This is a genomic window from Veronia nyctiphanis, assembly GCF_004116385.1.
Lineage (GTDB): Bacteria > Pseudomonadota > Gammaproteobacteria > Enterobacterales > Vibrionaceae > Veronia > Veronia nyctiphanis.
This window is the reverse complement of the sequence record NZ_PEIB01000028.1, coordinates 1-23,587: the sequence shown is the minus strand read 5'-3', so window position 1 is coordinate 23,587 and position 23,587 is coordinate 1. Positions and strand designations below refer to the sequence as shown.

Genomic DNA, 23,587 nt, shown 5'->3' with positions numbered 1-23,587 from the left:
GAATTAAATTTCCGCACCAGAAAATTACGCCGGGTGATTTAACAAACGCTCGGCTTTTTCTTCCCACTCTCCTGCAATCGACATCACGCCATCCCAAAGCCCGTCCGCAATAACCTGAACATCATTCTGAAGGTGAGCTAAGTCCGGGACTGTTCCCGCATCAATGTGTGGCTGAATAGCGTACCCACGATCAAAATGCTGTCGGTGTAAGACAAGGTGATTTGCCATGAGTATCGAATACTTTTGGTCCCTTTCAGCGAGGTTAAATAAACCGCGATTATCTTTGGGTAAAGCGATGTACTTGAGTAAAACCAAACCTGCGGCAATCTGAAAGGCTTACCGAGATTGTCATTATGGCCCTCACATGACCAGTAAGGTTTGCAAACGCGAAGCATGTTGAGTGAGAAAACCATGGGAACGATATGCCTCTCAACAGGAAACCGTGCGGGCTCAGACGACAAAGCCTTGGGGACGAAGGGACACTTGGGGTGCAGTCACAGGTACAGGTGGGTGATCCGCTGCAACTGCATGGAGAATCGCAACCCGGGCAAGGCCGCTGGTGAGAAAAATAGGGTTGTTTTAATAAATAGCGAATAGCAGCCAGATCGCGGCATATTTCATGCTTTTCTCTATCATTTCTCCAAATTTTCAACAAAACACCACTGTATGATCAATACAGCTGTGAGTAGCCATTCACAGCTATAACTTTTCAAAAAGTATAGTCAATATGTGGTAAACTAAAGAAAATAAACCATAAATTTATTGTGGTTATGTCACCCCTCAAAAGATCACGACAAACCGGCAACTACAGCGCATTCAATATTTTTTTCAAGGTCTGCTGCAGTTGAAGGAGTCCATCATCGCTCATGATTGAGCGATAAAAATCAATACTGGATGCCGTAAGCTGATTTAACATATCACTGAATTTTTGGCGTGATTCAGCCAAAAGAGTACCCTTTACCTCTCTCATGCGCGGGTATATCTGATCACTGAAACAATAAATACAAACCAGTTATATATCTAGAAAAGCAATCTTTTTGAAGAGTTCGAACAGCTGATGGACGACCGACTGATGTTGATAGACGAAAATACGCATAGCAATTTCTGTTAAAAACCTCTAGACGACCGGTCTAGTTTTCTCTAGTATCCTCAATTATGAAATCTAAGCATCAACATACACAGCAGCATTTACTCGACGTCGGTAGAGATATTTTCTCTAACGGTGGGTTCAGTTCGGTTGGTCTAAGCACGATTCTGAAAGTGGCAGGAGTACCCAAAGGCTCTTTCTATCATTACTTTGAATCGAAAGAACACTATGGCAAAGCCGTACTGATTGATTACTTCGCTTATTACCAAGACTTGCTGTCAGACTTGTTTCAACAGCCCGGTAAAACAGGGCAACAGAAACTCATGGCATTGTGGCAGGCGTGGCAAGAAGTACATTGCGACCCTGAAACCCAAAAATGTCTGGTGGTAAAGTTAAGTGCCGAAGTCGCTGATTTATCAGAGCCAATGCGCCTGACGTTACGTGATGGTACAGAAAAAATCACGCAGAAAATTGCTGATGTAATTGAAGAAGGGATCAACGATGGATCGCTTCATGACTGTGATGCGTACAAGCTCTCAGCCCATCTTTATCAACTCTGGTTAGGCGCTTCATTGCTAACCAAGCTTCATAGAGATGGTAAGCACCTTGAACTGGCGATGGAGACAACCCGATCGCTACTGGGTTGTAAATAAGACCCCCAACCTGTGCTAAATGTGCCCACAATAGGAGTGGGCATTTTTTGGGGACAAAACTAGACGACTGGTCTAATTGAATTCTAAAACGATTGACTGAGGAAGCATGATGAATAACTTCGAGTTCTACAATCCTACCCGTATCGTATTTGGTCAGGGACAAATCTCGCGTCTTTCCACTCTGATCCCAGAGGATGCAAACGTCATGGTCTTGTACGGTGGAGAGAGTGCTCGAAAATTTGGCACCCTTGATGAAGTAGAAGCAGCTCTGGGTGACCGCAAGGTTTCCTTGTTCGGAGGCATAGAAGCTAACCCGAAATACGAAACGATGATCAAGGCGGTTGAGCAAGTTAAAAACGAAGGTACTGATTACCTTCTCGCCGTTGGCGGCGGCTCAGTGGTTGACGGCACAAAGTTTGTTGCAGCGGCCAGCCTGTATGACGGTGAACCTTTGGATATCCTGAAAACTGGCGGTGCGAAACTGAAAGAAGCGATGCCATTTGGTGCTGTACTGACATTGTCTGCAACAGGGTCAGAAATGAACAAGGTATCGGTGATCACCTATGATGCCGCTCAGGCAAAAATGGCCTTTATCAGCGAAACTGTCTTTCCTCAGTTCTCGATTCTTGATCCGGTCAAAACCTTCACGCTGCCACCAAGACAAGTCGGAAACGGTATTGTTGATGCATTCGTTCATGTTACCGAGCAATACCTGACGTATCCGGTTAACGCCAAAGTACAAGACAGATTTGCAGAAGGCATTTTACAAACTCTGGTCGAAGATGGCCCCAAGGCAATGGCAAATCCAGAAGACTATGAAGCTCGCTCAAACCTGATGTGGGCAGCAACGCAGGCGTTGAATGGCCTCATTGGGACAGGCGTCCCGCAAGACTGGGCAACCCATATGATTGGTCATGAGTTAACAGCTTTATACGGTCTGGATCACGCGCAAACACTGGCCGTTATTCTCCCTTCTCTGCTTGAAGAAAAGCAGCAACAGAAGCAGGCCAAACTGGCGCAATTCGCGGAACGCGTCTGGGGAATGACAGAAGGCGATGACGCTGAAAAAGCCACACAAGCAATCATCAAAACACGCGAGTTCTTCGAATCGGTGGGCGTGAAAACCCGACTTGGCGACTACCAGCTTGATGCAACCTGCATTGACCCGCTTGTCCAACACTTGACTGATCACAAGATGACCCACTTGGGCGAACATCAAGATATCGATCTTGATAGCAGCCGACGGATCTTAAATCGCAGCTTATGATCCTGACATTGATTGTCTGAAAAAAGCCTGATCACCTTTCTCATTCAGGCTGACGGGTAGCTGACGAACCGTCGGTTACCCGTTTAAACAAAACACAAATTGAACACCTGCTTTCAGGTGCGGGCCTCTTTACGCCAAATTTAAGGAAATCAACATGACACAATCAACAACGATAAACCGCCAAATGACACTCGCAGCTCGCCCTTTCGGCGCGCGACCCTTGAAAACTTCGCACTGAAAGACGCTGAAATTCCGACGCCTTCGGCAGGTCAGGTGCTTCTTCGCACCGTTTACCTTTCTATCGACCCCTACATGCGCGGCAGAATGAATGATGTGGAGTCATACGCTGACCCCGTTGCACTTGGCGGTGTCATGGTTGGTGGTACTGTCAGCCGAGTCGAAACCTCACACAATGAAGACTTTAATGAGGGCGATTGGGTACTGAGCTTTGCGGGTTGGCAAGATTATGCCTTATCAGATGGAACAGGCCTGATTAAGCTTGATCCGACGCGTATGCCGCCTTCTTATGCCCTCGGCGTGATGGGTATGCCGGGCTTTACCGCGTATATGGGCCTGATGGATATCGGTCAACCGAAAGCCGGAGAAACACTAGTGGTAGCTGCCGCAACTGGAGCAGTCGGTTCGATGGTCGCCCAAATCGGTAAACTGCAAGGCTGTCGCGTTGTCGGTATCGCCGGTGGTGAAGAAAAATGTCGCTATGCGCTTGAGACCCTTAAGCTTGATGCTTGTATCGACCACAAATCTGACGATTTCGCTACTCAATTGGCAGAAGCTTGCCCAACAGGTATCGATATCTATTTCGAAAACGTCGGCGGAAAAGTGTTTGATGCCGTAATGCCACTGCTCAACACCTCTGCGCGTATTCCTCTTTGCGGTCTGATTTCGCAATACAACAACACTGAATTACCACAGGGTGTCGATCGCCTCTCTCAATTAGCAGGTCTGTTGCTGGTGAAACGCATTACCATGCGTGGATTTATCATCATGGATGACTACGGGCATCGCTATCCGGAGTTTGCTGCACAAATGGGCCAATGGATGGCAGAAGGCAAGATTACTTATAAAGAGCAACGTTTAGAAGGATTGGAGCAATCATCGCAGGCGTTGATTGATGTTCTGGATGGCAAGAACTTCGGCAAAGTGGTAATCCAAGTCGCCAACGACTGATTAAATGTGAATTAATAAGGAATATAAACATGATCAAACTTCATCATCTGAATAAGTCACGTTCAAAGCGCATCATCTGGCTATTGGAAGAACTGAAACAACCTTATGAGGTCGTTTCGTATCAACGTGATGCTCAGACTTTTCTGGCACCTGAAGCGCTGAAAGCCGTTCACCCATTGGGTAAATCACCGGTTATTGAAATAGATGGGAAGATGCTGGCCGAATCCGGTGCGATCACCGAATACCTCATCAGCAAATTTGCCGAGGGTGAACTTTCTCCTGCGCGTGGCAGCGCTGAGTATGCTGATTACCTCTATTGGATGCACTTTGCGGAAAGCTCGGCAATGTTGCCATTATTGCTGGTGACTTTCCTGAAGCGTGAACCTGCCAAAACTGAGTTTCTTGAAGCTATGCCAACTCAGAAGCCGCGAAGATTCTGGGGTACATCAACCAGTCGCTTGAAAACACAACCTATCTGGTTGGCGACAAACTGTCCGGCGCGGACATTATGATGTCGTTTATCGCAGATGTACTTGCACAGCAAGGTGCCATCGCAAACTTCCCGAACATTGCCCGCTACCACGACACCCTGTCATCTCGTCCGGCGTATAAGGTCGCAGAGCAGACAGAACAAGAAAATAACAACTGATCCCCTTCCGGCGCTTACGATAATAAGCGCCTATTTTTATCTGCTACCTAATCACATAACCAATCACTTAAACGCTGCGAACAACCTAATCTTTCTCCATGCCATAGCTTTTGTCTTTCGCGAACATCATGTGGAAGCGTTAACTTAAACCCACCAAGACAGAAAACAAAAAAGTACTGATACGGAGAGAGCAATATGCATGACATGGCGAACCTAAAAAAATTGGCGAAGCTAAAAGAACATAACGCCGATACTACAAAGGGATTCTGGGATTACGATAATCATGCGCTGGCAGATGGCGCGATTCCCAAAAAGTACAAAGAACTGATGGCAATCGCTGTCGCACTGACAACACAATGCGCCTACTGTATTGAAGCACACAAAAATGCTGCAATTAAAGCGGGTGCAACTGAAGAGGAATTTGCTGAAACAATACATGTAGCTGCAGCACTTCGTGCCGGTGGTGCATTGACACACGGTACACACCTTTTTGACTAACTGAAATGTATTCGTTAAAAGGCCAGTAATGAAATATTCACTGGCCTTTGAAGTTGTAATTCTTAATTAAAACTCACGTACAATAATATTTATAAATTGTCTATTAAGATCAACATGCTGTAAAAAAACCCAATATTACACACCATCATTCTATATATAAATAATTGAATTTAATAAGCAAAATAAGATAAGGAAAATAGTTGATATAAAAAACTGAAAATGATTAAAGAGTTCATTTTTTAGAACGTTAAAGATATATGGAAAAAATAAAACATAACCTTGGTTAAGGAGTTTTCAATATGGGTGGACATATTGTTAATGATTATCAAGGAATGATGTTTCATCGGCATATTAATCATGCCAATGAAACTAATACCTCTTCATCAAATAAGCTTGCATCGGGCATTCGGATTAATAGTGCCGGAGACGATGCGGCGGGCCTGATGATATCTAACCGATTAATATCACAAAGCCGTGGATACGACGTATCTATGCGTAACATTAACGACGGCATCTCTATTCTTCAAACTGCTGATGGCGCTATCGAAGAATCGGTTGAGATACTCCACCGTATGAGAGACCTCGCCCTACAAGCCGCTAACGGTAGTAATGAGACAAAAGAGCGCGAAGCTTTACAACAGGAAGTCGTGGCCCTGCAAGATGAACTAACACGCATCGCTGAGACCACCTCTTTTGGTGGACAAAAGCTACTGAACGGCGAATTCGGCACTCGGTCCATTCAAATAGGTGCTGAATCTGGCGAGGCTATGCAATTATCACTAGGGAGTATTCGACCAGATCAGGACGAGTTTGGTGGTACGCTCTTCGTGGCAAAAAACAGCATGCCGGATAATTGGGTTGTCCCCGATGGCAATAATTACATCAGATTGTGGTTGGAAAACGATTCTCAACTTTCAGAACATTTTGAGCTATACGGAAAGGAAGGCGATGATCTTCAAGAATTAGCGACCCGATTAAACAGTTTTAATGGCCAAGGAACTGGTTCACTTTCTGAGGACGCCTTTCGCTTTTCTGTCGGCGATGACAATACCCTTCAATTATTCGTCAGTGAAGAGTGGCGAAACAATAATGTTCCTATAGGACACAATGATGACACTTGGATTTATGATGGTGACGATGGCTCGCAGACGCTGGTTGATATCCTCGGAATAAAAAACCACACAGATGGGGACACATTGAACCCGCCTAATAATAGAAAAAATGTCACAGTCGACGACATAGACCTCACCACTATCAGTGGGGCGCAAGCCGCTGTATCTGTTATTGACGTCGCCGCGAGAAGACTCAATGAGCAGCGCTCAGAAATTGGTGCAATGCACAGCAAGCTGGAGCACAGCCTCAATAATCTGGGTAAAAACAATGAGAGTATTGCCGCTGCGAATAGCCGAATTCAGGACACTGACTTTGGTAAAGAGACGGTGAGATTCACCAAATCATCCATGCTTCAAAATGCGGGAATGTCGATGCTCTCGCAGGCAAAATCTATTTCTCAGTCTTATTTGCAGTTACTGCGTTGAACAAAGAAATCTATATTTTCCAGATAATTAGACAAGGGAACTGACTAACAGCGGTAAAAAGCGGAAAACGATACTGTCCTATAATAGGAGCCAATGTAATGGGTGGACATATTGTTAATGATTACCAAGGAATGATGTTTTATCGGCACATCAATTATGCCAATGAAAGTCATACTTCTTCTTCAGACAGGCTTGTATCTGGCAGTCGGATTAACCGTGCCGGAGACGATGCAGCAGGGCTTCTTATCTCCAATCGCCTCATTTCACAAAGTCGTGGTTACGATGTGTCTATGCGTAATATCAACGACGGCATTTCCATGCTTCAAACTGCTGACGGTGCAATCGAAGAGTCTCTCGATATTCTTCATCGTATGAGGGATCTTGCCTTGCAGGCAGCCAATGGCAGTAACGAAACCAAAGAGCGTGATGCATTACAACAGGAGGTGTCAGCGCTACAAGATGAGCTTTCACGAATTGCTGAAACCACCTCTTTTGGTGGTCAAAAGCTTCTCAATGGTGAGTTTGGCACTCGATCAATTCAAGTAGGCGCTGAATCCGGTGAAGCCTTTCAACTTACCTTGCAAAGCATTCGTCCTGATCAGGAACGCTTGGGGGGGACTTTATTTATCGCTAAACATGGCATGCCCAGCGATTGGACAGTCCAGGAAGGCAACAACCGACTATTGGTAGACTTGACCATTGACTATGACGGAAATGCTTCTTCCTTCCAATTAACGGCGAATCCGGGTGATGACTTACAGGAGATGGCGACCCACTTTAATGGCGGTCACCACAACATTACTTGGAGTTCTCAACCTTTTGATAATGACAGCTACCGTTTTTCTGTAGGCGATAACAATACTTTACAGATGTTCGTTGACGACTATTGGATTCTCGATGAAGAGGGCCCCGGTGACTATGACGATACTTGGATTCATTCAAACCTTGCGGTAGAGCTAGGGATAGAAAATTCCTTTTCTGGAGATGTGCTTTATCCGCCGGAAAACAGGAAAACGCTCACCATTGACAATGTGGACATATCAACAGTCAGTGGTGCACTGGCTGCGGTATCAGTTGTCGACATTGCTGCGAAACGTCTTAACGAACAGAGAGCCGAAATTGGTGCAATGCACAGCAAGCTGGAGCACAGCCTCAATAATCTGGGTAAAAACAATGAGAGTATTGCCGCTGCGAATAGCCGAATTCAAGACACTGATTTTGGTAAAGAGACGGTGAGATTCACTAAATCATCCATGCTGCAAAATGCGGGAATGTCGATGCTCTCGCAAGCAAAATCTATTTCGCAGTCTTATTTACAGCTGTTGCGTTAACACCTCTTAGTCCAGTCTTTTAGCCGTCTCACACGTAGCGGTAGGACATCGCGATAGTACTTTCATCTGATTAACTCGAATTGAACCGCATTTGCTCTCCACCCTCCTTGTCCACACATGATGAACGCGTAAAGCTTCCACCTATTCCTATCTTAAAAAAATAAATTCAATCAGATATATACGAGGAACGTTAGGTGGCACAACTAACTGTAAAGAATGTTTCAAGGAAAGTAGACGGCACGGATATTCTATCGTCTGTGACTATCGCGTTTAATCATGGCGTTACAGGTCTTATCGGTGCCAATGGTGCGGGCAAATCCAGCTTATTAAGAGCGATTGCGTTGCTTGACCCGATTTCAGAGGGCGACGTTTTAATCGATGGAAAGAGCATTCTTGAAAACCCGCAAGCACTGTATCAACAACTTGGTTTTGTGTTTCAACATAGCCCCAGTTATGGACATCTCTCCGTCAATGAATTTCTTCACTATATCGCCGCAATGAAAGGACTAACGAGAGACATCGCAGACAGCCAAATTACCCACTGGCTAGACAAAGTGAATATGAGCGCATTCAGAGATCGAATGATGTCTGATTGTTCTGGTGGGATGAAGCAACGCGTCGGTATCGTGCAGGCTTTGCTTGGAAACCCAAAGGTATTACTTCTTGATGAACCTACGGTCGCACTCGACCATAATGAAAGGCTCGCTTTTTATTCATTGATCAAAGATATAAGCACATCGACAACAGTGGTTATCGTCAGTCATCTTAGTGACGATATTGAAGCGCTTGCCGATCATCTTGTCTTTTTGGAGCGCGGAAAAGTCACCCAAATCGGAGATGTTCAATCACTTCGTCAGCAAGCCAGCCAAGCATTATCGGATACCAATCTCTCCATCAGTGACGTCATTACGTATTTCATGTCATCAGTAGGGAGTAATCTGAGTGAGGAGGTAGTCGAATGTGGCGCTTAACACTGCTGGATATAAAGCAACGCCTTAGAGCGCAGTCAGTCTGGATCGCCATTCTCATCACCGTCACCATCACCTGTTTTTTGTTCCCTGGAGAGAAAGCAGGATATCGCGTGATTGATATCAACGGCTACCGAGGGATCTATAACTCAGCCTGGATTGGTGCGTCACTGGCATTGGTTGGCTCATACTTACTTTCCCTCTTTGGCTATTACTGGTTGAGCGGTTCGATTGATAAAGACCGCCAAGACCGGATGCTCGAACTCATCCGCACCACAGGGCAATCCCCTCAACAATACCTGTTAGTGAGATGGATAGGTCATGTGTTCTATCTGACACTTCTGGCCTTAGCCTCTCTGATCGCAGCAAGCATACTGCAGTATTTTCTTAGCCCTGAATCCCCTTTGGTGCTGTCAGACTATGTCTTGCCGTTTCTCTTGCTGATCTTGCCGTCAATCTTTTTGACCAGCGCCTTCATTTTACTGATGGATACGCTGCAAAAACCGGGTGCCACGGCCAAGAACTGGCTGTACTTTCTATTGTGGTCACTTATAGCAGCGCTCGGGCTCACCGGATTTTCAGCGCATACATTGGTAACAACAGGGATGGAAAACGACTTTGCTCATCTTGGCATGGCATCTTCTGGCTCTATTTCGATTGGCTTTACGCCACTGAAAGACGTGCAGGAAATCGTCACTTGGCAGGGGCTTAAACTCTCTTTTGAAAGCTGGCTACCTGTTCTTTATCATCTGATGGCAACCAGTGTTTTAGTCGTAATGAGCCTGATGAGAGCCAAGCAGGTCTTTCTGTCTTCACCGAGTGTGGTTTCAAAGCAGGCGAATGCCGCTAAAGCCTTATCAAAGCAAACTATGCTCACAAAGGGGTTAACGAAAATCAGGCATTTCCCCTCAGACCTTTTAGCACTGGTCGGTTCAAGCCGCTTTCGTGCTGAAGTGCGCTTTGTCGAGCAAACGCTGAATTCAAGACTCTTCCTCACGGCGCTCGGTGTGTCCGCACTTTCGCTGTTGTTACCAATATCCGCAATTCAAAATGGCCTACTCGCTGTCGCGGTGATGATCCCTGTACTTATGCTGGCGCGCCTACACACAGTCGATGCACAATCCAATATCAAAGAGCTTCTCAAAACAACCGGACAATCAGGCTTACAACGTATGCTTCGGCCTTTGGCGATGTTTTACTTGGTTAACCTTCTGCTGGCAGGCATTACACTGCGTTTTGCTATTGCAGGAGAGATAACGGCATTGCTGCACTGGCTGGCGTTTCTGACGATAAGCATTTTTCTGCCCTTCCTTTTGGCATCACTGACGCATTCAAACAAGCTGTTTGAACTCACCTTTATCAGCTTTTGGGTCGCGGGCATCTTAAACAAAGAGCCAATGGCTGATTTCGTCGGTGTCAGTGGCTCAGAAGTAGCAATGACAAACACACTTATGATTGCTGGTTTCAGCGTGTTGGCGAGTCTGATGCTGACCATGGTGGGCAACTCAGGAGGTGTATGGCGAATGAAGAGGATAAAATAAAATGCGATTTTTCAATCTTCGTAACATGGCTCAGTTTGGCTAACCGGATTTAGTTCATCCGCACCTTATAGATTGTAAAAAGGCACCCATTTGGGTGCCTTTGTTTACACTGTAAAACTTACTTCGATGCGTCAGCGAGGCTGAACGACTGGCCATTATTGCCAAGTTCGAAGAACAGGGTTTCACCGGCACTGTCATCGACACCATCATTGTCAGTAACGGCGAAAGCGCGTCCATCTTTGGTAATCGCAAAGCCTTCGATTTTGTCAGTCACATAACCGTTGGTTGCTTTAAGGTCAGTCAGGAAATCATAAACCGTTTTCTTACTGACAACGGGCAGGTCGCCACCCAAAGCCACGGGTTTCAGGTCGTTCAGACTGACACGGGTCAGTCGCTTCACACGAGCTTTGTCACCAATCTGGTTATCACGCTCAATCAGATACAACGAGTCGCCATATGCTGTGATTTCTGACAAGCCAACCCAACCTTGCGCCGCTGGCTCAGTTGGATAGCGCACTGCACTCCACTCGCGGGTTTTGGTGTTATAGCGAACAAGCTTAACGGTATTTTCCGAGTCGTCTTTCCAGCTACGCTGAATTGCGATCCACAGGTCATCACCAACGCGGGTAATGCCTTCAGCACCATAACGCTTCTCAACCGCCAGCAGCTCTTGTGGGAATTTCACAGTCTGAGTGATGTTGCCTTCAGCATCGGTGCGATAAATAGTATGTGGGATTTCTTTATCGGTACGACCTTCAGACGCCAGCCAGAAACCGCCTTTGCCATCTGTGGTGATCCCTTCAAGGTCGAGCTTTTTCGCAGGTTTGCCATCACGCTTGACCACCAGTTGCTTGGTGATTTTTGCAGGCTTGCTGCTCGCGTCGATAACAAAAATAGAAGGCTGACCTTTGTAGAAGCTGTCATTCACTGCATAAAGGCGAGACGCATTGTCTTGATCGGCCACCAAACCAGAAAGTGCTCCCCAACCGATTGGCTTGCCATTCACCATGACAGATTCAATCTGCGGGTATTGGTTTGTCATTGACGTCTGCTCAAACAGCATGACGTGTGCACGAGCACCGCCGTCTTCAATCAAATCTTTCTCGTTGGCTGTCGCCAGCAGGTTGCGTCCCGGAATCGCAGCAGCTGATTCTGGTGAGATGCCGGATGGTAGCAGCTGAACAAACTCAGGCGCTGCACCTGTATCACGGTAAACACCAACCAATGAAGCACGCTCTGAAAGGACAAAGATGTAGGTTTCACCATTGAAAGTACCGATTTCGAGGCCTTCAGGCTCTATGCCTTTATTGCCAGAACGCTTCTCTGGATAGTGCCCCGCCATTGCTGCGCGGTATTCAAAATCTAGCCTGACTCAAACAACACGTCGCCCTTTTTGTTGAAGATAGTGAAGCCGCGCGAACCGCCTTCGTAGTCGCCTTCATTCGCTGTCACGAAGCGGTCGTTGTCAAGCCACTTCACCGCATCCGGTTCACGTTTACGATTAGCTTGCTTGCCATCAAACGTCAGTGCACCTTCTTCTTCAACATCGACGTTATTCAGCTCAACACCACCCGCCGGGAAGTGATTGATCACCTTGCCTGTGTTGCCATCAACAATGGCAATGTGGTTGTTTTCCTGAAGCGTAACGACAACTTCATTGAGGCCGTTAATCGCGACGAACTCTGGTTCAGGGTCTGTTGGGGCAATTTCAGCAAGACCCGTCAATGCGACTTTGCGAATCGCATTACAGTCCAACTGACCATTTTTCAGGCCGATAAGAGATAGATGACCCGCTGGATACTGAGGCAGAACACCGTCATTCAGATCTTCATCGCGCTCATTTTCAATAGCGACAGCGACAAAGCTGGCATCTTTTGCAACGGCAACCGAATCCGGCTGACCGCCAAGATCACAGCCCACCAATTGCTGGCGTGTTTTCAAGTCCCACTGACCAATGATACCGGAAGGCTGGGTGTAATTTTCTGAGGTATTTAGTGCAGAGATAATCGTGTTATTCAGGACATCAACTGAGGTTGGCTCGCCTTGAAGTTTGATGAAACCTGCAGGTTTTGGTGCTTTCGGATTAGTGATATCGATGATACCTAGACCACCAAGTGGGCTATCTGAATATACCAGTGTGTTACCATCTTTTGTGGCTGCAATGATTTCCGCTGAACTTTCGCTTTCCTTGCTCATGCTCGCTGGAATATTGCCTGCCGTGCTGAACGAACTGATGCGCTCAAAGCCTGTTTTTTCTGCCGCTTGCGCAGTAATGCCGTAAGTTGCCAGGCGCATGCGGTGGCCAGTAATGTCAGTCTTAAAATTTGATTGTGTTTGACAGCCATGTGGTTCACTCCCTCGTTTGCTGCTTGCTCGGCGGCGATTGTTCCGAAAGAGTGTGTTGTTTTAATGACCAAACAATGTCAATTAAATGACTAGTGATGAATTTCTCTGTTGGCTCGGTGAAATGGATTTCATACTTTGAAAAAAGCCTGAATACGACGCATCAAGCCTTCTTCCAGTTGTAATCCCATTTTTTGGCTGGTGACAATGTCTCCCGAAGGTAGGGTATGGATAACGCCGTCTTCAAGGTACTCAAACCCCAGTGACTCATAGAGCGCAATGGCCTTGGTATTCGATTTATACACCATCAAAGACAACGCCTTGTAACCAAAACGGCGGCAATCTTCTATCGCTGTTTCCAGTAGCTTTCTACCAATTCCTTTCCCGCGATGATCTTTATCAACCATTATCCCGAGCATACCTGTCAGATCGGCATCATCCGTATTAAGGCCACACATCGAACCGGGGAAGACCTCAACACTTGCAATCAGGCGCTCTTGGTCATGAACCACAAAATTAGGTATCTGCTCTCTTTCCACTCGGCTCAGCGCTTTAACGAGACGCTCTTTGGGTGGCGGGGCACTGCCTAGGTATTTGCCTTCCTCGTAAACGCTATTCCAAAGAAGGATAAAGTCATCCATATCACTGACCGTGATTCGACGTATTTCCATATTCAAGCAGTGCTTCCCCTGTCGGTGCTTTTGACTACTCTAATTTAGCTAATAATCCCTTCAGCTAACGTGAGTCTTTTCCGGTTCCAGATATAAAATGCTGTCAACATCGCCAAAGCAACGGTAAGTACCGTTAACCCAATGAAAAACTGTTTTTATAGCCATAGTATTGCGCAATGATCCCCATGAGGCTGCTACCAATCATCGACCCCGCAGACATGGTGTTGAAGTACATCGCTGATGCTTTACCTATGCTGTTGGGGGCGTAGTCTTGCAAAAGTGTTACCGCGAGGCTGACATACATACCGAAAAAGGCGCCATTCAAAATCTGCAAGGCAACGAAATGCCAGACCTCTGACGCAAACTGTAACCCGACAAAAAATGCCAGACCGCAGGTAAAGCTGAACATGATCACGCGGGTTTTACAGTATCGCTCCGCAAGCTTGCCAGCCAATAACATCAGAGGCACTTCGCACGCAGCACCGACGCCAATAAGAATACCGGGCAACGAGACGGGTAAGCCCAAATCCTGCGTCAGATACAACGGCATCGCAGGCATGTAGGACATCCGGGCCATGCTTGCCAACAACATGATGCCACCAAGGTAAAACACGACAGGGGACATTTTAGACGAGGCATGACTTTCAGAGTCACTTCCTACGTTAGCTTTTGAAATATCAGGCAGATAACGCCAGGTCACAAGAAGGGCGAGCCCTGCCAAAGTCGCCGAGAGTAAGAAGTTGGCGCTGAACCCTAAATAGTCAATCGACAGGAAAGCCAGCGATGGCGAGACAATCATCAGCAGTGAGACCGATGAGCGCATCTGCGCCATCACCCGGGTGCTATTTTTTCCCGAGCGCTCGGCAAACCCACGAATCATTGTGAGGATCATAGAGATAGATGATGCGCCGACCGACATAAACAATGCGCCAGTCAAAACAGCTTGCCAAAACTCGGTCAGTACTGAGAATGACAGCCCGCCCAATGCCAACGCTGACAATGCCACCATCATCAGTTTTTTCTCCGATACACCTTTATCGGCCAGACCGCCATTGAATTGGCTAATGACAATCGCGGCGAGTGCTGTGGTGACTGTGTAGAAACCAATATAGCCCGGCTCGATACCCAAACCTTCAACCAGAAAAAGGCTCATAATTGGCAAGATCACCGAGTAAGCCATCGCGGTCAGCACATTGACACTGAGATACAGGCCAGACTCGCCACGCATAAGTTCGAAAGGGAAACGGATAGCAGAGCTCCTTCAGTTAATCCCTCTGTTTTTTAGACGGAAAGCAACCACTACCTCGGCATTGGAATACTTAGGCAGAGCATTGGATGATGAGGGATATGGATAGACAGGAGAAGATTCTCATCTTTGCAAATCAAGGTACATAGTCAGACATTGAAATGGGAAAGCAGTTAACAATCTTTAATGATTTAGCGGGTAAACGCGGAAACTATCACTGAAAAGTGATCGCCAAAGAGGACGGCGACCAAAAACGTGTGTAGTGGTTGTCAGCCATTGATTGAAAAGAACGCAATCAGAGCCAGCGCATAAACACCAAGAACGGCAGCAAGCACCCCCGCCGTTTTACGTCCGCGCTTGATGTCCATAAGGTGGTCTTTAATCGATGCCTGATATAAATGTGAATAGTCAATATTTTCAGGGTCGAGCGCCTCGCCCTCATACACCAACACTTCTCTCGCTCCCGACTCTTTGAACAAGGTTTCGAGTGCTGCTTTTTCTACTTTGGTTACCCCGCCTTCCCGCTTTTCCATTGGATGCACGACAACAACATAAGGCGAAACAAAATAGCGAAATGACCGTAATTTACTGAAGCCATGACGAATCACCAGGTCTGCACTGTACATGTCTGAGATAAGAGTTCGGGGATGAGAAAAGGGATTAAGGAGCTCGATATCGTCGCCTGAAAACGCCGCAGCCTCGTTGCCTATCTGTGCAATGATCCGTCCACCTTTCGGTTGATGTCGGAGCGCAAGAAGTGGCTTTTCATCAAACGTTTTTCCGTTCCCACAATGGATAACTTTTAATCGCTCTTCCCAAAGCTGCACGTAAACGACTTTACTAACACGGCGCCTCAACCAATCTTGCATTCCCTTCCCTTTTCTCTCAATTTAACTTCCTCAAAGTTCGGCACATTCGAAGATAGAATCAATGATAATTGGCAAATTACCTCTGACAGACGTTGCGCCGAATACTGAACGGGCATGCACGCCTTTGCTACCGAACACCTCAACCATCAGATCGGAACATCCATCCAAAACCGCTGGGTGACGCTCAAAGTCATCTGTTGCGTTTACAAAGCCCTGAAGCTTAACCACGCGGGTTACCTTCTCCAAGGTCCCTAATTCCTTTTCAACAGCCGCCAGAATGTCTAACCCCGTCGCGCGGGCAAATTCATATCCTTGCTGCACATCAAATTCCTGCCCCAGCTTGCCTCGTGGCGCATCAGAGCGCCCACCATCTGGGCCCTTACCGGACACATAAAGTAAATTACCCGTTCGTACACAATTCGTGTAACTACCTTTGGGGTTTGTCGCTGCTGGGAGCTTTAACCCAAGCGCATCCAATCTGCTCTGTACTTCCATCACTGACCTTAAACACCACTAGCCTATACAAAAACAACATGTTTCGTTGTTCAATTCATAATCATTTTTATACTAACTGATTGAAAACGGTGTAATGACACCAAAAAGCGCAAACCCAATCACAGAATTATTCTCTCTATCTCGTCTGTGACCAGATATTTGCTGATTCAGCGTTACACACAGCATGGGACACACTTCTTAGCCTTGTTAAAGGCACTGTGAAGCTTATCGATAGAATTACGCTCTGGTATACCTCCGAAAGTTTTTCACGATGGAGTCACGCACCCCTTTGAAGCTGACAGTAATCAGTCACTCAAACAAAGAATCGCACATAGAAAAAGAAGGAAATCACTATGTCAGATAACTCAACAGAGTTCAGGGAACTCCCCGTTAAAGAGACGATTGCACAAGCTCTCAGGCTTCCTATAGACAACATTAAAGTATTGTTACAGGCTTGCTCTCCTTTCCTCTTCTTCCTGTTTGCTTTGACGATTATTGGGCCATATGTGTTTGATGTAGACCTGTTAAGTTACACCGAACAAGCAGACTTTGACCCTGCAGTATTGGCATCATCAGTGGGAATTGCTGTTCTATTGAGTCTGGCATTTGCTGTGATGGCGGTTGTTCGCTGCCACCAAATTTTCGTGTATCCAGCTGATGAAAGACCACCCTTAAAAATATTTAATTTTTCGATGAAAGAACTCGGCTATATCGGATGGTCAATCGCCATGGGGCTTATCGTAGCAATCATCTCAATCCCCTACACACTGGTTGTCATGATTCCCGTTGGACTTTTATCTCCGGATATTTCATTTGCTATAGGCAGCATGAGTAGTCACGATGCGATTAGTATAACTGTTGGAATCTTAACTAATGTGCTCTGGTTGCCCGTAATGTACCTAGCCGCTCGCTGGTCTTTGGTTTTGCCTGCTATGGCACTTGGCGTGAAGGGGACAAATATTGTCTGGGCGTGGGATATTTCTAAGGGCAACGGTGTGAGGCTACTTTTGTTACTCGGTATCATCCCAATGCTGACAAGTTTTGTTTTTAGTCTTTTTCCTGAAACCAATAACCTCTTCGTCGATTTCATCGAGCTTGTTGTATGGCTATTTGTGGTCGTTTTTGAGATTTGTATTCTCTCACTATGCTTTAAGTTCTTGTACAAAGAACCCGAGCAACCTAGCGAAGTAACACCTCAAGATTCAGAATAAGCTCAAAATCCACATTAGGTCAGCAATGGCTCAATGTGGACGTCACTTCTTCGACCTCACTTCAATTGATAGCGATAAACAGGCAGGCGATACATGTCTTCGAGACAGATTTCCTGCTCTGGTTGTAGTGAGGGAAAAGCAAAGCTATTGCTGATGATGAAATCGGGTCGACACTTGAGTTTCGCATTGTCTGATGACGTTTCGCGATCTTGGGCAATATCAATAATCGCGGTTAACTTTTCCATTCCCCCAGGGAAGAGATAACACACCACAACCGACGCGGCAGACAGATTCGCATGCGTAAAATCCTGCCGATAAAGCGTCAGGTTATCAATGTGGAAAAGTTTTTTCAGGAAAAGACTGACCAAATAGGGGAGCAAAGAAATTTCATAGCCGACAATCTGACGCTGCGGATACTTTCTCGCCAGCCTCACAACTATGGTTCCCCAGCCAGAACCGAGGTCGTAGATAGGACCATCCCCCGTGCTCTCAGTGAGTTGAAGCATCTCCTTAATCGCTTTTTGAGAACTCGGCATCGGCGAAATGCCGACTCTTATTGTGCTCCACGCAATGGAAGCAACGAAGAAAAAGACGGTAAGCAGGAGTAACGCTTCAATGATCAACATCTGCCATTTCCTGACGATACTAGGTCTGAAATATCGAACTTATCTTTTTCCATGTCACTTTTCACTTTCGCAAGCCCCTCCCAAAATCAGTGTATCCCAAAGCATGATTCATCAGCAGGTTCACTTTCAGTGAACATTGTTTGTTAGCGTGATTCAAATACAAAAAGACGCCTGAACAACGAGGCGGATTGATGATTGCGTGTGAGCTATAGGTTTAAAGTAAGTACATACTTTAGCCAAGGTCTTCTAGTTTTTTGTTTTCACCAGATGCCCAAAGCCATTATCAACCAATGCTTGCTCCATGAGTCCAATGACGTCCCGGCTGGTTTCTTTTCTCAATATATCAGACTCAAAAACGCCCTGCTGGATCAACGAAGACACATGTTCAATCTCGAATTCAAACCCACCACCGGCAGTGGGCATCGATATGTTGCGCTTCACACCCTCAACACAAATATCAATATTCGTCGGGTTCCACCATTTGTCATGAATAACGATCTCAACACCCGGTCCACGAATAATGCTTCGCGCTTTTGATTGCGGGTAATAGACGCAGCAACCTTTCCCTTAAATTCACCATCGAATGTAAACATCACATTCTCGTCGACCTCACTTTCGGGATTATCTCGAAAGAACTCGACATGTGGCTTTGATAGTGGCTTTTTCATCAAGTGACAAAGATCAGCATATAGCCACAAGCCATACACACCCGTATCTAACGTTGCGCCACCAGATAAAGTCGGGTCGAACAAATGCCAGTCAGGGTCAAATTGATGCCAGTTACCGAATGAGGCCTCAACCTCATTAATTGTCAGGCTCTCCTGTTCGATAAATCGCTTAAGCGATTGATAGGCCGGAAAGGTAACAGTCTTCATCGCCTCAGCCAATAGCAGACCTTTTTGTTCAGCTAAGCCTGCCATCGCATCCCAGTCTTCGAGATGAGTAAACGCAGGTTTTTCCACCAGCACATGCTTACCCTGCTGAAGAAATAACTCAACTAACGGTTTATGGAATGGATGAATCGTCGCAACGTAAACAGCATCAACATTTGGGTTGTTTGCCAACTCTTGGTAAGAACCATAGCTGATTGCACAGCCATATTGGCCTGAGAACTCCTCAGCACGTTGTTTATTCCTAGCAGCAACAGCATAAAGTTCAGCATTGTCGGTATACCCAATCAAGTCGCTGACGAAACGATGCGCAATATTACCCAGCCCGGCAATGCCCCAACGCACTTTGTTATTGTTCAATCTTGCACCCTTCTTTGTTTTAGTTTGCGATGGATATTAATACCCAACAAACATATCAAAACACCGTTTTAATATAACTCGTTAGATGATTTTTTTACTTCTAAATACTGCAGCTGTGACCCAATAAGTCAGACTTGAAGCATTCAATTCAGAGTCTCTTGTTAGAGCTTTTCTCAAAGATAACGACTCACCCGCTCTACTTCTTTCAAAGCAATACTGTCAGTAGCAATTTCAACTTGATTTTCATCCAATGAATACCACTTAACTTCATCAGCCTCCTGAGCACTAATATTCCCAGTCCAACTGCTGACAATGAAATAATGAATTAACTGGAGTTCTTTCGTTGGGTGGTAAAGGGAACATAAATATTTTTATTCAGTCGGAATAACATTGAGCTCTTCACTTAACTCACGAAATAATGCCTGAACTTGGGTTTCTCCGTATTCAATATGCCACCAGGTATCGTAATCAAACCGGGGTCCGTTTCCTTTTACTCACTGCGTTTTTCCAGTAACACCTCAGACCCCTTTTGTAAGATAAAAGAGATACATTCATTTATTTTCATCTGTGTTCCCTCGTAAGTCCTGACTACCGCACGACGGAGAAAGTTGTGTTCTCCTGTGTTTGCTCTTGTTAACTCTTACTTCCTGCAGATTGGTTCTCGTAGCATCGACTTACCATTGCAGAGCACTCTACAAACCCCCTTTGTTTATAAAAAACTTTAAGAGGCGGATCGCAGACAATATCTACTGCATACATTTCTGAAAGTGAATCTTTCATCAATCGAACAAGCTCTGAGCCGATTCCCTTTCCTTTATACTCCGGTAAAACTTCGAGTAGCGGAATGTGAGCATAAAATACACCATCAGAGATTGCATTTATAAAGCCAATAAGTCGATTTTCGTGGAAGGCGAACCACACAGCATAACTGCCTTTGAGTACATCTAACCGTTTAGCTTCAGTAGGGGGATTAGGCCAGTCAACAAAAAAATCTTTCAGTTGTTCAGGTGTCACTTTACAAAGGTCATTTGAGTATTGAATTGTCATTTAATTGATTGATAAATTTGATTAAAGGGGATGTACAATGCAAACGTGTCTATTACTGGGCTTCTACAACTAACGCCCTTAGAACAGTAGTGGGTTGCTAGGCCCTATTGCACCTATTTTTAGGGTTGATCATTCAGTAACACGAGTTGGAATGTCGTTATGTTATCTTCTCTATCTTGTAACTCACCGCTGATTATTTTTACATCATACAAATCTGCAATTTTGGGGTTGCTTAGCGTTGCGATATTTTCACCAAACTCTCCTTCGGAAATTCCTTGAGCAATCCGAGCGGGATCTAAATATGCGCCCTTACCCGGGACTTGCTTGAGATGACAAAAAGACGCTTCTAAATTTTCTTTGCACTGCAAAAATGTTTGTGAATGACTTCTGATTTCCGTTATCGTATCTAGGCTCGCTGATTGATGACACATGAGACAATGAGCTATCGGTATCTCATACTCGGAAAGAATAATTATTCCAGCTCCCAAGTTGGTATGTTTTTTTAATGCTTCAACCGTTTCCTCGACTGGCCCCCCAATGCTATTTTTAGTGGCAAATTGTCCATGTGTGATCTGCTTTAGCCTTAATTTTTCTAAAACATCCTCAGTGTTATTGAGGTATATAATTTTATGGTCATGAATATTGTTATCTTCTAGATACTTTTGGATAGCAACATCATTGTAACTTCCCTTTCCACCTTGTATACCGATAATCATTTTCGACATTCTACTCTCGACAAAATTTGGTAATTATAAAGTTTCAACGTATAGCCACTTTATCGAGCAGCTAGATGAATATACTAGTTACTTTTCGTGAATTCCTATCGTTTATTATCTATTCAAGCTGTCTACTTTGGCCTTGCTCACAACTGGACCAAAATGTTTCTATTCCTCATCGTCTGACGGTGTAGTGGCTGTCGTGCCAGACCGAAGCGTACAGAGAGCTCAGACACTTTCATTACTGATTAAAAGACCGAATTTTAGTAATAGCTGTTAACGAGTGGGAGTTGTAACTTCTCAAAGAACTAGAAAACAACCCGAGAAATATAAATAATCGTCATTCCATTGGCGGATTGGCACAGAAACGTTTTCTCAACTCTGTTGGAGTCAGGCCAAATTCACGCAAGAATACCTTTCTGAAAGCACTGACATCTTGATACCCCACTTCATAAGAAATTTCTGCAATTCCTTTCCTGGTTAACTCTATAAGCTGACAGGCATTATGAAGACGCAGCTTTTGCAAATACTGGATAACAGTCAAGTTAACTACTTTTAAGAAACGTCTCTGAAGCGTTCTCGGGCTTACAAAGAAATGCTGCGCTATGGCTTGTACCGAAATAGGGTTGGCATAGTGCTCATCTAAATAGTCTGAGAGAAGTGGACCCCATTGGTTGGACACACAAGCTAATTTCTTAAGTGTTTGATCCAGCTCATGCTGCGTATCTTTGCCTGCCGAAGTAGGCTTCATCAGGAGTAAGGTCATTGAGTCCCTGATGGTTACGCTCTTCGTTATAGAACACCATGTAGTGGCCGATTTCAAGTTCAGCTTCTCGGGGCGTGGTATAGGCTTTTAAGTAAACCTCCTCATATTTTAAGCTACGCCATAATCGCTCGATGAACACGTTGTCGACCCAGCGTCCTTTCCCATCCATGCTTATCCGTACATCATGGTCAATTAATCTCTGAGTAAACTCAGCGCTAGTAAACTGGCTGCCTTGATCTGAATTGAAGATATCGGGGCGGCCCGTAGTGTTGCAGTGCGTCTTCGAGAGCCTCAATGCAAAAGCTTGTATCCATCGTATTCGACAAGCGCCAAGCCAGTACTTTGCGGCTATACCAGTCGATAATGGCCACCAGATATAGGAAACCCTTCGCCATGGGGATGTACGTGATGTCAATCGCCCAAGCTTGGTTTGGATAAGTGACATCGATATCACGCAGCAGGTAGGGATAAACCTTGTGTGCTTTGTTCGCCAGTGTTGTTTTGGGTTTGGGATAAATCGTCCCTATGCCCATTTCTCGCATGATCCGAACGATGCGCTTGCGATTAACGTGACACTCTTTTTTAGCCAGCTCAGTTCGAATACGCCGACTGCCCATGAACGGATATTGCAGATGAATTTCATCAATCATACGGCGCAATTCAATTTCCTCATCAGAGGGTCCGATGGGATGATAGTAAGCCGTAGAGCGAGCAATATTGAGAAGCTCACACTGGCGTTTTATCGGCAATGGCGTCTGTTTAACCAGCGAGTTTTTCCGCTGGGCCCGGTCTAACGACCGAGCACTTTCGCCAAAAAATCATTTTCCATGGTCAACTGACCGATCTTGGCGTGGAGTTTGTCCACCTCTTCGGAGCTATCCTTGCCTAACTGACTTTCAGAAGCAAAAATCATGGCCGCATTATCAAGCAGCTCTTTCTTCCATGTTGAGATTTGGTTAGCGTGCAGGTTGTATTGTTGGGCTAACTCGGCAACCGTCTTATCACCTTTAGCGGCGGCGAGCGCCACTTTCGCTTTAAATTCGGGTGAGTGGTTTCTACGTTTTCTTGTCATCATCTGCTCCAGTCTTTCTGGGGACTATCAAAACAGATCAATCACCTAAAGTCGTGTCCGAAAATTGGGGGCCACTTCTGTCTCTGATGCCCGACGATTAAAGGCTTTAGAAGAAGAAAATACACGTCTGAAGAAGTTGTTGGCGGAGTCGATGCTGGATGCAGAAGCACTCAAAGTCGCTCTTAATCAAAAGTACTGACCGTCGATGACAAGCGCAAGGCCGCGCATACAATGCAGGATGCATTGAAGAGGCTTTTTTTAATATGTCGCGCTCTTCTGTGACGCGTTTTAGCTCTTTTTTGAGGCGCCGAATTTCGTCGCTTTCATCTGACTTGGCTTGTTGATGAGAAGCCTCAGGCCCATAGCGTTTTATCCAAGCATAAAGGCTGTGTGTTGTTGTCCCTAAACGATTGGCAACGTCAGCAACACTGTGGCCTTTTTCGGTGACCTGTTTTACCGCTTCGATTTTGAATTCTTCTGGAAATCTCTTACCGCTCATAAACACCTCTCTGTTAGTCATCATGTCTAACTCAAGTGTGTCTATCAAGTCAGTGG

General features: G+C 45.6%; 17 protein-coding genes and 8 pseudogenes. 11 read left to right on the top strand and 14 right to left on the bottom strand.

The window, feature by feature from the left end; genetic code table 11:
• Positions 1–24: 24 nt before the first annotated feature.
• On the bottom strand, positions 25–315 hold the full coding sequence (locus CS022_RS18305; protein WP_129123467.1) for a hypothetical protein: 291 nt from the start codon (positions 313–315) through the stop codon (positions 25–27).
• 840 nt (positions 316–1,155) lie between these two features.
• Here CS022_RS18305 and CS022_RS18300 point away from each other — a divergent pair.
• From CS022_RS18300 to CS022_RS18260, 9 genes and pseudogenes are all read left to right on the top strand, one after another.
• Positions 1,156–1,740, top strand: a complete 585-nt coding sequence (locus tag CS022_RS18300) for a TetR/AcrR family transcriptional regulator (RefSeq protein WP_129123466.1) — start codon at positions 1,156–1,158, stop codon at positions 1,738–1,740.
• Positions 1,741–1,849: 109 nt separating this feature from the next.
• On the top strand, positions 1,850–3,007 hold the full coding sequence (locus tag CS022_RS18295; protein ID WP_129123505.1) for an iron-containing alcohol dehydrogenase: 1,158 nt from the start codon (positions 1,850–1,852) through the stop codon (positions 3,005–3,007).
• Between the two features lie 154 nt (positions 3,008–3,161).
• Positions 3,162–4,195, top strand: a pseudogene (locus CS022_RS18290) (NADP-dependent oxidoreductase).
• Between the two features lie 29 nt (positions 4,196–4,224).
• A pseudogene (locus CS022_RS18285) lies at positions 4,225–4,844 on the top strand (glutathione S-transferase family protein).
• A 195-nt stretch (positions 4,845–5,039) separates the two neighbouring features.
• The gene (locus CS022_RS18280; protein ID WP_129123465.1) at positions 5,040–5,342 is read left to right on the top strand and encodes a carboxymuconolactone decarboxylase family protein; all 303 of its coding nucleotides are present in this window, start codon (positions 5,040–5,042) and stop codon (positions 5,340–5,342) included.
• Positions 5,343–5,641: 299 nt separating this feature from the next.
• Positions 5,642–6,880, top strand: a complete 1,239-nt coding sequence (locus CS022_RS18275) for a flagellin (protein WP_129123464.1) — start codon at positions 5,642–5,644, stop codon at positions 6,878–6,880.
• Positions 6,881–6,978: 98 nt separating this feature from the next.
• A complete protein-coding gene (locus CS022_RS18270; RefSeq protein ID WP_129123463.1) occupies positions 6,979–8,211 on the top strand; it encodes a flagellin in 1,233 nt (410 codons plus the stop codon).
• Between the two features lie 194 nt (positions 8,212–8,405).
• A complete protein-coding gene (locus CS022_RS18265; RefSeq protein ID WP_129123462.1) occupies positions 8,406–9,182 on the top strand; it encodes an ABC transporter ATP-binding protein in 777 nt (258 codons plus the stop codon).
• Positions 9,170–10,720, top strand: coding sequence for a hypothetical protein (locus CS022_RS18260; RefSeq protein ID WP_129123461.1), 1,551 nt, complete (start codon positions 9,170–9,172; stop codon positions 10,718–10,720). The genes CS022_RS18265 and CS022_RS18260 overlap by 13 nt, the downstream gene beginning before the upstream one ends.
• 118 nt (positions 10,721–10,838) lie before the next feature.
• Here CS022_RS18260 and CS022_RS18255 read toward each other — a convergent pair.
• The 5 genes and pseudogenes from CS022_RS18255 to CS022_RS18235 all read right to left on the bottom strand — a co-directional run bounded on the left by CS022_RS18255 (position 10,839) and on the right by CS022_RS18235 (position 16,344).
• A pseudogene (locus tag CS022_RS18255) lies at positions 10,839–13,015 on the bottom strand (esterase-like activity of phytase family protein).
• Between the two features lie 179 nt (positions 13,016–13,194).
• Positions 13,195–13,734, bottom strand: a complete 540-nt coding sequence (locus tag CS022_RS18250; protein ID WP_129123504.1) for a GNAT family N-acetyltransferase — start codon at positions 13,732–13,734, stop codon at positions 13,195–13,197.
• 133 nt (positions 13,735–13,867) lie between these two features.
• Positions 13,868–14,962: a sugar efflux transporter gene (locus CS022_RS18245; protein ID WP_129123460.1), complete on the bottom strand. Its 1,095-nt coding sequence runs from the start codon at positions 14,960–14,962 to the stop codon at positions 13,868–13,870.
• Between the two features lie 287 nt (positions 14,963–15,249).
• Positions 15,250–15,849 (bottom strand): rod shape-determining protein, encoded by a 600-nt coding sequence (locus CS022_RS18240; protein WP_129123459.1) that lies wholly within the window; start codon positions 15,847–15,849, stop codon positions 15,250–15,252.
• Between the two features lie 30 nt (positions 15,850–15,879).
• Positions 15,880–16,344, bottom strand: a complete 465-nt coding sequence (locus tag CS022_RS18235) for a RidA family protein (protein ID WP_129123458.1) — start codon at positions 16,342–16,344, stop codon at positions 15,880–15,882.
• Positions 16,345–16,697: 353 nt separating this feature from the next.
• On the opposite strand from CS022_RS18235, the gene CS022_RS18230 reads away from it, so the two are divergent.
• Complete coding sequence (locus CS022_RS18230; RefSeq protein WP_129123457.1) at positions 16,698–17,555, top strand: hypothetical protein; 858 nt, start codon at positions 16,698–16,700, stop codon at positions 17,553–17,555.
• Positions 17,556–17,611: 56 nt separating this feature from the next.
• Here the strand turns inward: CS022_RS18230 and CS022_RS18225 are convergent, their stop codons facing one another.
• The 7 genes and pseudogenes from CS022_RS18225 to CS022_RS18195 form a co-directional block, all read right to left on the bottom strand.
• On the bottom strand, positions 17,612–18,181 hold the full coding sequence (locus CS022_RS18225) for a class I SAM-dependent methyltransferase (RefSeq protein WP_129123456.1): 570 nt from the start codon (positions 18,179–18,181) through the stop codon (positions 17,612–17,614).
• 246 nt (positions 18,182–18,427) lie between these two features.
• A pseudogene (locus tag CS022_RS18220) lies at positions 18,428–19,431 on the bottom strand (Gfo/Idh/MocA family protein).
• Between the two features lie 173 nt (positions 19,432–19,604).
• Positions 19,605–19,996 (bottom strand): annotated as a pseudogene (locus tag CS022_RS26650) (NUDIX hydrolase).
• A 68-nt stretch (positions 19,997–20,064) separates the two neighbouring features.
• Positions 20,065–20,445 carry a GNAT family N-acetyltransferase gene (locus CS022_RS18210; protein ID WP_201746320.1) on the bottom strand — a complete coding sequence of 127 codons (381 nt, stop codon included), beginning with the start codon at positions 20,443–20,445 and terminating at the stop codon, positions 20,065–20,067.
• A 152-nt stretch (positions 20,446–20,597) separates the two neighbouring features.
• The gene (locus CS022_RS18205; protein WP_129123454.1) at positions 20,598–21,203 is read right to left on the bottom strand and encodes a prephenate dehydratase domain-containing protein; all 606 of its coding nucleotides are present in this window, start codon (positions 21,201–21,203) and stop codon (positions 20,598–20,600) included.
• Positions 21,204–21,534: 331 nt separating this feature from the next.
• Positions 21,535–21,945 carry a helix-turn-helix domain-containing protein gene (locus CS022_RS18200; RefSeq protein WP_161569671.1) on the bottom strand — a complete coding sequence of 137 codons (411 nt, stop codon included), beginning with the start codon at positions 21,943–21,945 and terminating at the stop codon, positions 21,535–21,537.
• Positions 21,908–23,032: pseudogene (locus CS022_RS18195) on the bottom strand (IS3 family transposase). Before CS022_RS18195 ends, CS022_RS18200 begins: the two are co-directional and overlap by 38 nt.
• A gap of 73 nt (positions 23,033–23,105) precedes the next feature.
• Between CS022_RS18195 and CS022_RS18190 the strand changes: the two are divergent.
• A pseudogene (locus CS022_RS18190) lies at positions 23,106–23,225 on the top strand (IS3 family transposase); the annotation flags it as partial.
• Positions 23,226–23,282: 57 nt separating this feature from the next.
• Here the strand turns inward: CS022_RS18190 and CS022_RS18185 are convergent.
• Positions 23,283–23,531, bottom strand: a pseudogene (locus CS022_RS18185) (transposase); the annotation flags it as partial.
• Between the last annotated feature and the right edge of the window lie 56 nt (positions 23,532–23,587).